This window comes from Sphaerisporangium aureirubrum, assembly GCF_042658925.1.
GTDB lineage: Bacteria > Actinomycetota > Actinomycetes > Streptosporangiales > Streptosporangiaceae > Sphaerisporangium > Sphaerisporangium aureirubrum.
Map to the genome: position 1 here is coordinate 92838 of NZ_JBHSRF010000005.1, position 14864 is coordinate 107701.

At 71.7% G+C, this 14864-nt stretch carries 12 protein-coding genes; 4 read left to right on the forward strand and 8 right to left on the reverse strand.

Annotation, left to right across the window (positions count from 1 at the left end; genetic code table 11):
* Window positions 1-110: 110 nt before the first annotated feature.
* Window positions 111-1655, forward strand: a complete 1545-nt coding sequence (locus ACFP1K_RS05300) for an acyl-CoA synthetase (protein WP_380747472.1) — start codon at window positions 111-113, stop codon at window positions 1653-1655.
* A 410-nt stretch (window positions 1656-2065) separates the two neighbouring features.
* Window positions 2066-3367, forward strand: a complete 1302-nt coding sequence (locus ACFP1K_RS05305; RefSeq protein ID WP_380747474.1) for a S1C family serine protease — start codon at window positions 2066-2068, stop codon at window positions 3365-3367.
* Window positions 3368-3513: 146 nt separating this feature from the next.
* Here ACFP1K_RS05305 and ACFP1K_RS05310 read toward each other — a convergent pair whose 3' ends face one another.
* Genes ACFP1K_RS05310 through ACFP1K_RS05325 form a run of 4 tightly spaced genes read right to left on the reverse strand, consistent with a single transcriptional unit; the run spans window position 3514 to window position 6215 of the window.
* Window positions 3514-4251 carry an ABC transporter permease gene (locus tag ACFP1K_RS05310; protein WP_380747476.1) on the reverse strand — a complete coding sequence of 246 codons (738 nt, stop codon included), beginning with the start codon at window positions 4249-4251 and terminating at the stop codon, window positions 3514-3516.
* A 55-nt stretch (window positions 4252-4306) separates the two neighbouring features.
* Entirely contained in the window at window positions 4307-5209 is a 903-nt protein-coding gene (locus ACFP1K_RS05315) for an ABC transporter ATP-binding protein (protein ID WP_380747478.1), read from the reverse strand.
* Window positions 5206-5577, reverse strand: a complete 372-nt coding sequence (locus ACFP1K_RS05320) for a winged helix-turn-helix domain-containing protein (protein WP_380747480.1) — start codon at window positions 5575-5577, stop codon at window positions 5206-5208. The genes ACFP1K_RS05315 and ACFP1K_RS05320 overlap by 4 nt, the downstream gene beginning before the upstream one ends.
* A complete protein-coding gene (locus tag ACFP1K_RS05325) occupies window positions 5574-6215 on the reverse strand; it encodes a hypothetical protein (RefSeq protein ID WP_380747482.1) in 642 nt (213 codons plus the stop codon). Before ACFP1K_RS05325 ends, ACFP1K_RS05320 begins: the two co-directional genes overlap by 4 nt.
* A 1438-nt stretch (window positions 6216-7653) precedes the next feature.
* Between ACFP1K_RS05325 and ACFP1K_RS05330 the strand changes: the two genes are divergently transcribed.
* The gene (locus tag ACFP1K_RS05330; protein WP_380747484.1) at window positions 7654-8775 is read left to right on the forward strand and encodes a beta-alanine-activating enzyme beta-propeller domain-containing protein; all 1122 of its coding nucleotides are present in this window, start codon (window positions 7654-7656) and stop codon (window positions 8773-8775) included.
* Between the two features lie 55 nt (window positions 8776-8830).
* On the opposite strand, the gene cydC is transcribed toward ACFP1K_RS05330, so the two are convergent.
* Genes cydC through ACFP1K_RS05350 form a run of 4 tightly spaced genes read right to left on the reverse strand, consistent with a single transcriptional unit; the run spans window position 8831 to window position 14387 of the window.
* Complete coding sequence (cydC, locus tag ACFP1K_RS05335; RefSeq protein WP_380747486.1) at window positions 8831-10555, reverse strand: thiol reductant ABC exporter subunit CydC; 1725 nt, start codon at window positions 10553-10555, stop codon at window positions 8831-8833.
* A 53-nt stretch (window positions 10556-10608) separates the two neighbouring features.
* Window positions 10609-12366 carry a thiol reductant ABC exporter subunit CydD gene (gene cydD / locus ACFP1K_RS05340; protein ID WP_380747488.1) on the reverse strand — a complete coding sequence of 586 codons (1758 nt, stop codon included), beginning with the start codon at window positions 12364-12366 and terminating at the stop codon, window positions 10609-10611.
* 7 nt (window positions 12367-12373) lie between these two features.
* The gene (locus ACFP1K_RS05345; RefSeq protein ID WP_380747490.1) at window positions 12374-13183 is read right to left on the reverse strand and encodes a cytochrome d ubiquinol oxidase subunit II; all 810 of its coding nucleotides are present in this window, start codon (window positions 13181-13183) and stop codon (window positions 12374-12376) included.
* A 19-nt stretch (window positions 13184-13202) separates the two neighbouring features.
* Window positions 13203-14387 carry a cytochrome ubiquinol oxidase subunit I gene (locus ACFP1K_RS05350; RefSeq protein ID WP_380747493.1) on the reverse strand — a complete coding sequence of 395 codons (1185 nt, stop codon included), beginning with the start codon at window positions 14385-14387 and terminating at the stop codon, window positions 13203-13205.
* Between the two features lie 94 nt (window positions 14388-14481).
* Here ACFP1K_RS05350 and ACFP1K_RS05355 point away from each other — a divergent pair, with 94 nt between their 5' ends.
* The gene (locus tag ACFP1K_RS05355; protein ID WP_380747496.1) at window positions 14482-14811 is read left to right on the forward strand and encodes a helix-turn-helix transcriptional regulator; all 330 of its coding nucleotides are present in this window, start codon (window positions 14482-14484) and stop codon (window positions 14809-14811) included.
* Window positions 14812-14864 lie beyond the last annotated feature (53 nt).

The window sequence follows — 14864 nt, forward strand, 5'->3', positions numbered from 1 at the left end:
CCGCCATGACCACGGCCCGCCTTCCGGACTCCGGCCCGGACGGCGGGCCGCGGCGTGCCCGGCCCGCTGATCCTTTCGTGCCGACCACAAACCGAGTAATGTTCGGTTTCATGCATCCGGGTGCCGTCGCCGCAGAAAGTCCCGACAAGCCCGCGGTGGTCATGGCGGGGTCCGGGCGGGTGGTCACCTACCGGGAGCTGGACGAGGAGTCCAACCGGCTGGCCCGGGTGTTCCGCGCGGCGGGGCTCGAGCCGGGGGACCACATCGCGTTCATGCTGGAGAACCACCCCCTGTTCCTGGTGGTGGCCTGGGCGGCCCACCGGTCCGGCCTGTACTACACGCCGATCAGCTCCCGGCTGCGCTCGGAGGAGCTCGCCTACATCGTGGACGACTGCGAGGCCCGGGTCTTCATCTCCTCGGCGGCGCTCGCCGAGGTGGCCGTCTCGGTCACCGGCCGGACCCCGAAGGTCGGCCTGCGGCTGATGATGGACGGCGTCGCCCCGGGCTTCGGCTCCTACGAGGAGGCCGTGGCGGCGCACCCGGCGACTCCGCTGGACGACCAGTGCCACGGCGCCGACATGCTCTACTCCTCGGGCACCACCGGGCGGCCGAAGGGCGTCAAGCCGCCGCTGCGGCTGGCGCCGCTGGACACCCCGGGCCCGCTCCTCCAGCTGATCCAGGCGCTGTTCCGGCCCTCGGCAGACTCGGTCTACCTCTCGCCCGCGCCGCTGTACCACGCCGCCCCGCTGCGGTACTGCATGTCGTTCCAGCGGCTCGGCGCCACCATCGTGGTGATGGAGCGGTTCGACCCCGAGCAGGCCCTCGCGCTGATCGAACGGCACCGGGTCACCCACTCGCAGTGGGTGCCCACGATGTTCATCAAGATGCTGAAGCTCCCGGACGCCGCCCGCGCCCGCTACGACCTGTCCTCGCACGCCTGCGCCGTCCACGCCGCCGCGCCCTGCCCCGTGCCGGTCAAGGAGCGCATGCTCGGCTGGTGGGGCCCCATCGTGCACGAGTACTACGCGGGCACCGAGGGCAACTGCTTCCTGTACGCCTCGCCGCAGGACTGGCTCGCCCACAAGGGCACCGTCGGCCGCCCCCTGCTCGGCCACCCGCACGTCCTGGACGAGGACGGCGACGAGCTGCCGCCCGGCCGCGACGGCACCGTGTACTTCTCCGGCGGCCCCCGCTTCGAGTACCACGGCGACCCGGGCAAGACCCGTGCCGCGCAGGACCCCGGCGGCCGGGGCTGGACCACCCTCGGCGACATCGGCCACCTCGACGAGGACGGCTTCCTGTACCTCACCGACCGCCGCTCCTACATGATCATCTCGGGCGGGGTGAACGTCTACCCGCAGGAGGCCGAGAACGTGCTGGCGGTGCACCCCAAGGTGGCCGACGTCGCGGTGTTCGGCGTGCCGGACGAGGAGATGGGCGAGACGGTCAAGGCCGTCGTGCAGCCCGCCGACCCGGCGGAGGCCGGCCCGGAGCTGGCGGCCGAGCTCATCGAGTACTGCCGCGCCCACCTCGCCGCCTACAAGTGCCCCCGCACCGTCGACTTCCGCGACGAGCTGCCCCGCCACCCCACCGGCAAGCTCCTCAAGCGGCTGCTGCGCGAAGAGTACCGGCGCGACGTCACCCGGGAACGCTGAGCGGGCTTAATGCGGCACTAGGTCCCGGTTTATCGAAGATTTTCCGGAAATCCCCCGCCGGGCGGGTCCAGGAAATGCGGAAATAAGCTCGGCGTAAGCCGGAGACCGTTTCCGGAAATGACCGGAGCCTTGACTCCGTGCGTCCGGGGAAATCGCCTCCCCGTCCTGCGCCACTTTACCCCGATCCGGGCCGTGCGGCGGCCCGGCGTGTGCTCTGACCAGCGGGGGAGCCTGGCTAGACCGGCTGCGGAGCCCGGAGTACCCGGCGGGCCGAGATCGTACGCGGGCGTTCAGGAAACCTTCAGACAAGACTTAGGCAGCTCTTATCGCGGGTTTGTCATCATTGTTTTACCGGCCCCGACCAGGAGTGGCCGAAAGGGCCGCACAGTGCGGATGACCATGGGGGAGAGATGAACACCGAGGACCCGCGCACACAGACACAGGTAATGGCCGTTCCGGGTGGGGAGCCGCAGCCGCGAGGCTGGACGCAGTTCGGCCGCACCCCTCCGCAGCACGGCGGGTACCAGCCCCCGGCCGGCGCCGAGCCGCCGACCGTGGTGCCCCCGGGCCCGCCGCCCACGGGCGCGCTGCCCCCGCGGGGCAACTTCGGACGCAAGGCGCTGGCCGGGCTCGCGCTGGCGGCGGTGGCCGTCGGCGGCGGGGTGGCCGGGGCGCTGGTCGCCACGGCCGGGGACAGCACCCCGGCGGCGGTCAGCCCGATCATGCGGCCCGCCTCCAACGCCGCGGGCGCCACCGTGGCGGACGTGGCCCGCGCCGTGCAGCCGTCGGTGGTGTCGATCACCGTGACCGCCGCGCAGGGCCAGGCCGAGGGCTCCGGGGTGATCCTCTCCGCGGACGGGCTGATCCTCACCAACAACCACGTGGTGGCGGGCGCCGGGCAGGGCGGGCAGGTGCAGGTCAAGTTCACCGACGGCAAGACCGCCGCGGCCACCATCGTCGGCACCGACCCCTCCACCGACCTCGCCGTGATCCGCGCGCAGAACGTCTCCGGCCTGACCAAGGCCACCCTCGGCGACAGCGACAAGCTGAACGTCGGCGACGCGGTGCTGGCCATCGGCAGCCCCCTCGGCCTGGAGGGCTCGGTGACCGCGGGCATCATCAGCGCGCTGGACCGCACCGTCACCGTCGGCGGCGCCCCGTCCCAGCAGGACCCCGGCCTCCCGCCCGGCTGGGGCCGCCCCGGGCAGCAGCAGCAGAACGCCTCCACCACCATCGGCGGCGCCATCCAGACCGACGCGGCCATCAACCCGGGCAACTCCGGCGGCGCGCTGGTCGACTCCTCCGGGCAAGTGGTCGGCATCAACAGCGCCATCGCCACCAACGGCGGCGACGGCAACATCGGCGTGGGCTTCGCCATCCCGATCAACACGGCCAGGCAGGTGGCCGACCAGCTCATCAAGAGCGGCAAGGCCTCGCACGCCTTCCTCGGCGTCAACCTCGCCGACGCCACGGGCGACGTCGAGGGCGCCGTGATCGGCTCGGTGCAGGCCGGCGGCCCGGCCGAGCAGGCGGGCCTCAAGGAGGGCGACCTGATCACCAAGATCGACGGCACCCAGGTCGGCGGCGCCGACACGGTGGTCGGCGCGATCCGCGCCCTCAAGCCCGGCACCAAGGTGGTCCTCACCTACGAGCGCGGCGGCAGCACCTCGACCGTCACCGTGACCCTCGCCGAGCGCACCACCGAGAGCTGACACGTCGCGGGAGCGGAACACGTGACCGGAGCGCGGCGCGGAGAGGCCGGGATGTCACGCCCGGCCGAGCGCGCCGCCCGGCGACGCCACGAGGCCGCCGCGGGGACTCCCCGCGGCGGCCTCGGCGCTTCCCGTGGCCCCCGCCGTCAGGAGAAGCGCCGCCCCTCGTCCCGGCGGAACGCCCACGCGGCCAGCGCGCCGGCCGCGGCCGTCCAGACCGCGAGGGAGATCAGCGAGGTCACCTGGGGCGTGAAGTCCGCGACGGCGGCCCAGACCAGCTCCACCGCGCCCCGGGTCGGCAGGTACGGCGCGATGATCTCGATGAACGCCGGGCTCTGCTGGGGGTTGGTCAGCAGGCCCCCGCCGAACGCGAGCGGGAAGAACACCACCTGCGCCACGGCGATCGCCGCCTTGGACGGCAGCGTGTAGCCGATCAGCAGGCCGAGGAAGGTGAACGGCAGCGCCGCGACGGCGAGCGCGCCCAGGCCGAGCAGCAGGCCGAGCGGGCTGACCGTCGCCTCGGTGAACAGCGCCGCGATGATCAGCACCGGCACCAGCGCGATGCCGATCATGACCAGCCCCGCGCAGATCCGTCCCCCCATCCGCGGCCACGGCCCCGCGGGCAGCGTGCGCAGGTAGGGGTCCCACGGCTGCGCGCGGTCCTCCGCCACCCCGATCCCGTAGGAGAACAGGCAGGTCGACATGACGGCGAACGTCACCATCGAGCCGGTGGCGAACGTCGCGGCCACGGGATCGTCACCCGTGAACGGGACGACGAAGAACAACATGATCGCGGAGGGGAAGAAGACGTTGCCGATCACCGCGATCGGGATCCGCACGATCTCCAGGATCTGGTACTTGGCATGGGTCAGGACGAGGGACACGAGGACTCCCTGAAGGGGGTGGGACGAGGGGATGGATGCGAGGGCCCGTGCGCGATCAGGCGGCGGCGACGGGCGGGGCTTCGCCGGTGGTGAGAGCGAGGAAGGCGTCCTCGAGGCTGGTGGGCTGGATCTCCAGGCCGGAGAAGGCCACGCCGGAGCGGACCAGGACGCGGACAAGCTCGTCGGCGTCCGAGGTGAGCAGGTGGACGCGCTCGCCGTCACGCTCCTCGCGCAGCAGGCCCGGCAGCTCGGGCAGGTCCGCGGCGGTGAGCACGACCTTGCGGACCCCGGCCATGCCGCGCACGGCGCCGAGGGTGTCGTCGGCCAGCACCCGGCCCCGGCCGATCACGATGACCCGCTGCGCCAGGGCCTCGATCTCCTCCAGGTAGTGGCTGGTCAGCAGGACGGTGCCGCCGTCGCCGTGGAAGTCCCGGACGGCGTCCCACAACGCGCGCCGGGCCTCCACGTCCAGCCCGGTGGTCGGCTCGTCCAGCAGCACCAGGCGCGGGCGCCCGGCGAACGCCAGCGCCACCGCCAGCCGCCGCTTCTGCCCGCCCGACAGGCCGCCGATCTGCCGGTCGCGCAGGTCGCCGAGCGAGAAGCGCTCCAGCAGCTCGTCCCGGACGGCCCGCTCGGGGAAGTGGGCCGCCACGAAGTCCACGCATTCGCGGACCCGCAGCGTCGACGGCAGGCCGGTCTCCTGCGGGGTCATGCCGAGCCACCGGCGCCTGGCCGGGTCGCGGGGGTCCCCGCCGAACAGCGTGACCGTGCCCGACGTGGGCCTGCGCAGCCCGGCGAGCAGGTTGACCAGGGTGGACTTGCCCGCGCCGTTCGGGCCGAGCAGGCCGATCAGCTCCCCGGCGCGGATCTCGAGGGAGGTGTCGTCCAGCGCCGTCACCTCGCCGTAGCGGCGGGTGACCCGGGTGGCGGAGGCCATGATCTCTGCGGACTGGGTCATGAGGGGTGCCCCGTTTCTTCGTTCTCTGTGTTCCCGCCGGCCGGTGCCGTGCGCGGGCCGGCCGTGTCGAGCAGGGCGCGTATCGCGGTCGTGTAGTCGTCGAACGCCAGCCGGCCGCGGCGGGTGAGCGAGACGTAGGTGACCGGGGTGCGTCCCTTGTGGGTCTTGGCGATGCCGACGTACCCGGCGTCCTCCAGCTTGGCCAGGTGGACCGACAGGTTGCCGGCGGTCATGCCGAGGATGTCCTTCAGCCTGGGGAAACTGATCTGGTCGCCCTCGGGGAGGATGGACAGCGCGGTGACGACCCGCAGGCGTGCCTGGGCGTGGATGACCGGGTCCAGCTCCGGCAGCTCCCCGGGGAAGCTCACAGCGTCACCCCGCGCAGCCGCAGCACCCCGCCGATCACGATGAACCCGCCGCCCACCACCACCGAGGCCAGCAACGCGTGCCACCCCGGCCCGAGGACCACACCGAGCAGGTTGACGGCCGCGAGCGCGACGCCGACCGCGAACATCGGCCGGGTCCCGAAGACCGCCCCGCCCGCCATGAACAGCAAGCAGACCACGAGCATGGACAACGAGGCCCACAGCAGGTACGACTCGGCCTCCGGCAGGTCCTTTCCCGCCCGCACCGCGATCCCCGTCATCGTGACGAACCCGACCGACCACGACAGCCCGTACATGGTCCCCCGCTCCTGCGAGGCCCCCCGCACCTGACTGCCCTGCCGCCAGGCCAGCAACGCCGTGAACGCCATGGCCAGCGCCAGCGACACGAACAACGTCACCAGACAGGCCCCCCGCGAGATGTTCACATACGCCCGCCCATCCAGCCCGAGCCGCAGAAAGAACGCCCCGAACCCGACCAGCCACGCCAGCCCCCACGCCAGAAAGAACGGCAACGGATCCCCCCCAAGCCGCTTGGAGGTCTCGGCCTTCTGCCGCTCAATCACCGCGAGCGACTCCGCCGGACTCATCACCGTCTCGTCGTCCCCGTCACCGCTACCCATGACTTCTCCTCGCGAGCGTGCCTCTCAAACTGGTTTGTAATATAAACCCAACTGGTTTGAAGCGCAAACCGGTTTGCGACGGTCCGTCACTCCGTCGGCTCCGGCTCCGGTGCGGCGGGAAGGGGTACGGCGAATCCCGCGCCGTCCTACGGCGGACAACCCGCGGTGTGTGCGGCGCCGCCTGAAATGGTCCTCGCGGAGGGCGCGCTCCGCGCGGGAGCCGCAAGGGCTGTTCTCCTGCGGGGGACACCCCCGCACCCCCGGGCCCTGCCGGGCTCATCGTTCCCGCCCTCCCGCCGTTCCCGCCGTTCCCGCCGTTCCCGCCGTTCCCGCCGTTCCCGCCGTTCCCGCCGTTCCCGCCGTTCCCGCCGTTCCCGCCGTTCCCGCCGTCCCGCCGTCCCGCCGCACCCTGCGGCCCGCGCGAAGCGTGCCCGCGTGCCGCCCACGGCCATTTCTCCGGCGCCGATGCGGCGGGTCGTGGTGTGGTGCACTCGGCGCCGCCTTACGGTGGGTAACCCGTGGTGTGTGCCGAGCCGGTGAAATGGTCTTTGCGGGGGCCGCGCTCCGCGCGGAAGCCGCAAGGGCTGTTCTTTGCGGGGGACACCTCCGCGCCCCCGGGGGCCAGCCGGGCTCATGGAGCTCCGCCGCGATGGGTTTCGCTGGGTCGGTGTCTCGCCGTACGGCGGCGGCCGTGTTCACGGCAAATAGATTTGGAGCTTACAAGGAAGGTTTTTCATCCCCCGATGGCGGTCGGCGGGTCACGGCATGATCGCGAGCGCGGGTAGACGGGTTGATCACCGCAATCTGTCCGCCATCACCAGGAGCTTCGGGTGCTGTTCTATCGCGCTGCCGTCGATTTGTCGCGTTCAAGGCCGAACTACGTGGCCGGCCTCATTCGGAGGCGACGCAAAGATGATCGGGTCGAAGTGGCGGCTGCTGAACCCCGGACAGTAAACGCTGCTCACACTGGTCTACCTGCGCAAAGGCGACACCTTCAGCGAGTTTTGAGCCGGGTCAGGGGTGCCGGACACGACCGCTTGGCGGTATGTCCAGGAGGCGGTGACACTGCTGTCCCATACTGCAGGGCGAATGCCATACAGAAAACCACTATCCGTGGCAAGCCGCTCGGGGATATGTCCAAACAGACAAGCCCGATATCCTGATTTATCAATCTGGTCACAACCCGAGCACAGATGCCGCGCAGCAGGACAATGTAGGAGTGAACGATTGGTGGCACCGGTGGCGCTGGCCCACAGCAGGGCTGCTACTTGGAGCCACAGCACTGGCGATCGGATTCGCGCTACGTGCAGGAGGACTCGAATCCGCCGCCAACCTGGCCCAATTGCTCTCGCTACTCCCCTTAGCAGCGGTAGTGATCGCCTGGGCCCAGCACGCCCGGCAGACGCCCCCTGCCGACACCCGTCCCGGACGCGGTTTCGTGAACCGGACAGCGATCATCGGTGTAATCGCCATCACCGGAACCCTCCTGATCGCGGGTCTACTTCTGCAACCACTCCTCGCCGGTCCTGAGACGGCCCCCCGCGCGGGCAGCACCGGCCCCCCTAGCCCCGCTGGTTCTCCCGCCCGCGACAAGGGCTGGCCTTACACCACCGGCAACGCCATCTACTCCAGCCCGCTGATGGCCAACGACACCGTGTACATCGGTAGCCACGACAAGAAGGTGTACGCGCTCGACGCTGTCACCGGCGGTGTTCGATGGACCTACACCACCGGCAACTACGTCACTTCCAGCCCGGCGATAGCGGGCGGCAATGTCTACGTCGGCAGTTACGACGACAAGATGTACGCGCTGGACACTGCCACCGGCAATCTCCGATGGACGTACACCACCGGCAACTACGTCACTTCCAGCCCGGCGATAGCGGGCGGCACCGTCTACGTCGGCAGCCGTGACCACAAGGTGTACGCGCTGGACGCCGTCACCGGCAGACTCCGATGGACGTACACCACCGGCAACTACGTCACTTCCAGCCCGGCGATAGCGGGCGGCACCGTCTACGTCGGCAGCCACGACCACAAGGTGTACGCGCTGGACGCCGCGACCGGCGAACTCCGATGGACGTACACCACCGGCAACTACGTCTACTCCAGTCCGGCAGTCGCAAACGGCACCGTCTACGTCGGCAGCCACGACGGCAAGGTGTACGCGCTGGACGCCATGACCGGCGAACTCCGCTGGGCCTACACCACCGGCAACTACGTCTACTCCAGTCCGGCAGTCGCTAACGGCAATGTCTACGTCGGCAGCTACGACCACAAGGTGTACGCGCTGGACGCCGTGACCGGTAGCCTCCGGTGGGCCTACAGCACAGGAGGCTCTGTCACTTCCAGCCCAGCGGTGGCAGGTGACACCGTCTACGTCGGCAGCAATGACGGCAAGGTGTACGCGCTGGACCCTGTCACCGGTAGCCTCCGGTGGGCCTACGGCACCGGAGATTACGTCGTCTCCAGTCCGGCGGTGGCAGGTGGCGTGGTCTACGTCGGCAGCCGTGACGGCAAGGTGTACGCGCTGGAGGCCACGACAGGACGACCGGACTAGCGAGCGCTCATTCGGGACCGTGACAGCGGGCAAGGCGGTGCGGGTGAGGGACGCTCTAGTGGCGGGTGGTGGGGTCCGGGTCAGGGGTGGGGGTGGTGAGGGATTCGGAGTGCCAGAGGTCTTGGTAGTAGCCGGGGGTGGAGATTAGTTGGGGGTGGGTGCCGCGTTGGGTTATGTGGCCGTCTTCCAGGACGATGATTTCGTCTAGGTGCTCCAGGCCGTGGAGGCGGTGGGTGACCAGCAGGGTGGTGCGGCCGTGGGTGGCGTCCAGTAGGTCCGCTGTGAGGGCGTCGGCCGTGGTGGCGTCGAGGGACTCGGCGGGCTCGTCCAGGAGTAGTACCTCGGGGTCGCGTAGCAGGGCGCGGGCCAGGGCCAGGCGCTGGAGTTGGCCGCCGGAGACGGTGCGGCCGTCCTCGCCCAGTGTCGTGTCCCAGCCGGTGCGGTCCACCCACTCGTCCAGCCGCGCTCGGCGCACCGCCCGGGTCAGGTCGTCCTGGTTCGCTTCGGGGCCCGCCAGGAGCAGGTTGTCGCGCAGTGAGGCCCGGAAGACGTACGGGTCCTGGGTCAGGCCGGTGATCCGCGCACGGACGTCGTCGGGGGACATCTCGCGTACGTCCACGCCGTTGACCAGCAGTGATCCGGACTCGGGGTCGACGTCGCGCATCAGTGCCGCGAGCAGCGTGCTCTTGCCGGCGCCGCTCGGTCCGACCACCGCGACGCGGCGTCCTGGGGTCAGGCTCAGCGAGACGCCGTCCAGCGCGGGAGGCAGGCCGGGGCGGTGGCGGACGACGAGGTTCTCGGCCCGCACCGTGAGCGGTCCCTCCGGCATGGCGACGGGTGCGGCGGGCTCCGGGACGGCGGGGGGAGCGGAGCGCACCTCGCGGAGCCTGCGCAGGGCGGCCGTCACTCCGGCGAACCGCTCGCCGGCGGCGGCGAGCGGCAGTACCGGCTCGAAGGCGACCAGGGATGTCAGGGCCAGCACGGCGGTGGGCACCTGGCCGAGGGCCGCCCGTTGCGCTACCAGCACGATCGCCGCGACGGTGAGGCCTTGGACCAGGGTGCCGAGGGCGAGGGTGGTGGCGTTGGCCCGGGCCTGCCGCCGCTCCAGTGCCGCCAGCCGCTCACCGGCCTCGGCCGCGGCGGCCAGCGCGCGGTTCCCGGCGCCGTAGGCGGCCAGGTCGGCGGCGCCGTGCACCAGGTCGGCCACCCTTGCGGCCAGCTCTGCGCGGGCGGGTGCCAGCGCGGCCGACCAGCGCCGCGCCGCGGCCACGGCCGCCGAGGGCAGCAGCACCCCGGCGACCGCCAGCCCCGCCAGCAGGGTGAGCGCGGCCGCGGGCAGCAGGGCCGCGCCCAGCACCACGGCGGCGACCGCTGTCACCGTGGCCGCGACGGCGGGCAGCAGGCATCGCACCAGCAGGTCCTGTACGGCGTCGGTGTCGTCCACCATGCGGCTCAGCGCGTCGGCGCCGCCGAGGCGCGACGGACCGGCCGGGACCAGCGCCTCGTACAGCTCCTCCCGGGTCGCCGCCTGCGCCCGGAGCGCCACGTCGTGCCCCGTCAGCCGTTCGCCGTACCGGAACACTCCCCGGCTGGTCGCGAACGCCCGCACCGCCACGATCGCCACGCTCAGCGCCGCCAGCTCAGGCTGCTGCGCCGCCCGCGTGATCAGCCACGCCGCCGCCGCGATCAGCCCCAGCCCCGCCAGCTCCGCCGCCGCCCCCGCCAGCGCCGCCACCAGCGCCCGCCGGACCATCCCTTCCTGCCGCCAGACTTGACGCATAGTGCGACCGTTCCTCCCGTCGCCGGGCCCCCTCCCGTCGCGGTATGCCCGGCTCACTGGGCATCTCCGGAGGTGGTCATGTGGCTGGCCTCCAGGGCGTCCGGGGGAGCGGTGGTGTGGTCGGAGATCACCCGGCCGCCGTGGAGGCGGACGACGCGGTCCGCGAGGGCGATCATGGCGGGACGGTGGGCCACGATCACGGCGGTGCGACCGGTGGACAGGGCGCGGGTGGCCTCGACGACGGCGGCCTCGCTGCGGCCGTCGAGGCGCGCGGTGGGCTCGTCCAGCAGCAGTACCTCGGCCTCGGGGCGGCAGAACGCGCGGGCCAGGGCGACGCGCTGGCGCTGTCCCGCCGACAGGTTCGCACCGCGCTCGCCTAGGACCGTCGCGTACCCATCGGGCAACGCCTCGACGAACTCCGCCGCCCGCGCGGCCGTCGCGGCGGCCCGGACGTCCCCCGCGGTGGCGTCCGATCCCATCCGGATGTTGTCGCCCACCGTCCCGGCGAACAGGTGCGCCCGCTGCGGCACGTACGCCAGCCTGCGCCGCCATCGATCGAGATCGACCGCGGCCAGCTCCACCCCGCCGACCAGCACCCGTCCCGACTCCGGCGCAACGAACCCGAGCAATAGTCCGAGCAACGTGCTCTTCCCCGCTCCGCTCTCTCCCACCAGCGCCACCCGCTCACCCGGTGAGATCACCAGCGACACCCCGTCCAGCGCCGCGTCCTCCCGCCCCGGATACCGGACGGTGACCCCCTCCAGCCGAATCTCCGGCATCTCTCCCTCCATGTCTCCGATATCGGAAATGTCCGATGCGCCGATGGTTCCTGGCTTCGTGGCAGCGGAAGCGGTGGGGGGTGGGGGTTCGACGGGGGTGGAGGGGTTGTTCAGGACGGTGAAGGTGTCGTCGGCGGCGGCGACGCCCTCCATGGAGGCGTGGAACTTCGTGCCCATCGCGCGGAGGGGGAGGTACGCCTCGGGGGCGAGGAGGAGGACCAGTAGGGCGGTGCGCAGGTCCAGGGAGCCGGAGAGCAGGCGGAGGCCTACGGGAACGGCGACCAGGGCGAGGGAGAGGGAGGCCACCAACTCCAGGACCAGGGAGGAAAGGAAGGCTACGCGCAGGGTGCGCATGGTGGCGGCGCGGTGGGCGCCGGCGACGTGGTGGATCACGGTGGTCTGGTAGCGGGCGCGGCCGAATGCCCGCAGGGTGGGCAGGCCGCGTACCACGTCGAGGAAGTGGCCGCCCAGCTGGGACAGCGCCCGCCACTGCCGTTCGGTGACCGCCTTGGTCTGCCAGCCGACCAGCGCGCCGAAGACCGGGATGAGCGGCAGCGTCACCAGCACGATCAATGCGGTGGCCAGATCGGCGGCGAACAGCCGGGCCAGCACCGCGATCGGCACCACACCCGCCACCGCCACCGCGGGCAGGTACCCGCCGACGTAGGGGTCCAGCGCGTCCAGGCCGCGCCCGGCCAGCGTGACGAGCTCCCCGGAACGGTGCGCGGTGAGCCGCGCCGGGCCGAGGTCGCGCAGCCGGGCCAGCAGCCGGTGCCGCAGCACCGCCTTCAGCGCGGTCGCGGTGCGGCCCGCGGCGGCGCCCTGCGCCCGCCCGAGCAGCGCCCGGGCCACCACCACGGCCACCAGCACCGGCAGCGCCGAGACCGTCAGGGCGCCGGACAGCACCCCGGACAGCACCTCGGCCTGGGCCAGCACCAGCAGCCCGGCGAGGACGGCGGCGGCCAGGCAGACCAGCAGGTGGCGGCGGACCGCCGGTTCGGTCCGCGCCAGCCGCAGCAGTTCTTTGTGCATCGGTTCCCTAGAAGAACGACGGAACGCGGGCGGCGCCCGTGCCGATCACGCCCCGGCCGGGGGTGAACGTGCGCCATACCCATACTTGCGCCACCACGAGGATGGGGAGGACCGGCAGCGTGATGATACTGAGCACATTCAGCGTGCCCGATGACACCGTGTGGTCGAGCAGTGACGGTGCGGCGACGGCCAGCGGCACCGCGACCGGCAGCACGGCCAGCGCCGCGGTCAGGGCGAGACGCCGTCCGCCCCGCCCCGTCTCCCGGGGGCCGGACAGCCGCCACGCGGCGAACGCGCGCCCGTGCGCGGCGAGCACGGCGGCGACCACCAGGCCGTACAGCAGCCCGGCCAGGTCGAACGGCTGCCCGGGCAGGCCGCGGACCACCGACGCCAGCGCCACCCCCCAGCTCAGCGCGAGCCCCCACGACCCGGCGCACAGCACCGCGTCCCAGAACGCCCGCCACGCCCCGCCGTCCATCCTGCGCCGGAACCACAGCCCGGCGTCGCGCAGGATCCAGGACGTCACCAGCAGCACCACCACCGGATAGAGGCCGTCGAACAGGCGGCCGTCCAGCACCGGGTACACCCCGAGCAGCGTCCCGGCGACGGCGACCAGCCACACCTCGTTGGCCAGCACGAACGGCGCCATCGCCGCCACCAGGTGGTCGCGCTGGTCCTGGCGCGTGCCGGGCTCCCCGGCGCGTTCACGGGCCCGGGCCAGCGCGGGGAGCAGCATGCCGAGGCCGATGTCAAAGCCTTCCAGGGCGAAGTATCCGATCAGCAGCGCCGCGAGGATCGCGAGCCAGATGATCTCCATGAGGGAGCTCCTCAGCGGGTCAGAGGGCGAGGGCGGGGGAGGGGGTGGGGTCGGCGGGCGCCGGGGCCCCGAGGGCCACCTGGCCGGGCCCGCGCCGCACGGCCCGCGCGATCAGCAGGTAGTCGACCAGCGCGAGCAGGCCGAGCACCCCGGCGAAGGCCACGAAGGACACCAGGACGTTCTGGTACGTCAGCCCCGGGGACATCGCGTGGGCCACGTCGAGCTCGCCGTACACCACCCACGGCTGCCGCCCGGCCTCGCGGGCGAGCCAGCCGAGGGCGGCGGCGATGAACGGCAGCGGTGTCAGCAGCATGAGCAGCGGGTGGATCCAGCGCCAGCGGGCCAGCAGGTTCCTGATCAGCAGGGGCGCCAGGATGAACGGGAAGACGAGCTGGCAGAGCTCCCCGACGAGACGCATGTTGCTCAGGGCCTGGCCCGCGAGCTGGGTGTCGAACTTGCCCGGCTGGATGTCATTGACCACGCCCAGCTGGAGGTATCCGGACGCGACCGCCAGCAGGACGCCGATGGATCCCCACATCACCCCGGTGCGCAGCGAGCGGCGGAAGAACTCCTGGTCGGCGGTGCGCCGGAACAGCTTGTAGGCGCTCGCCCCCGTGAGGACGGTCCCGCCGGCGAACAGCCCGGCCCCGACGACGTGCGGGAAGGCCGCGACGAGGCTGGGGTTGGACAGCAGCGCGCCGAAGTCGGTGAGCACCAGGCGGCCCTCCCGCAGCACGGCGCCCGCCGGGTGCTGCAGGAACGAGTTGGCCACCATGATGAAGAACGCGCTCGCGTAAGCGGTGAGCGCCACCAGCCAGATGCACGCCAGGTGCAGCCTCTTCGGCAGGCGGTTCCAGCCGAAGATCCACAGCCCGAGGAACGTCGACTCCAGGAAGAACGCCACCAGCGTCTCCATGGCGAGCGGCGCGCCGAACACGTCCCCGGCGAAGTGCGACAGCCCGCTCCAGTTCAGCCCGAACTGGAACTCCATCACCAGACCGGTGAACACGCCCACGGCGTAGTTGATGACATAGATCTGCCCCCAGAAGCGGGTCATCCGCTCGAAGACCGGTTTGCCGCTGAGCAGACTCCGGGTCTGCATGATCGCCACGAGGGGGGCCAGGCCCAGCGTCAGCACGACGAACAGGAAGTGAAGGCTCCCCGTCACCGCGAACTGCAGCCGGGCCAGGTCGAGCACATCCATGATGCCTCTTCCAGGTTCCGGTAATTGTGCCTGCCTACATATAGAGAGCCTACATGTAGACTGCCTACATGCGACTCCCGGCTAGGCTTGTACGGTGAACACCGACGCTCTGCGCGGCCACATGGACGCCCTACTGCTCTCCGTCCTGGAAAACGAGCCACTGCACGGCTACGCGATCATCGAAGCCCTGCAGCAGCGCAGCGGTGGCGCCCTGACCGTCCCCACCGGCACCGTCTATCCCGCCCTCCGCCGCCTGGAGCGCGTCGGCCACCTCACCAGCGAGTGGGCCACGGTGGCCGGCCGCAAACGCCGCACCTACCGCCTGACCCGCTCCGGCCGCACCGCCCTCGCCGGCGAGCGCACGGCCTGGACCGACTTCACCGACGTGATGACGAAGATCCTCACCCCGCGCTCCCAGCCCTGACCGACGGAGCCGCGCGCCGATGAACTCGTCGGCGGCCCGCGGCCCGCGGCCCG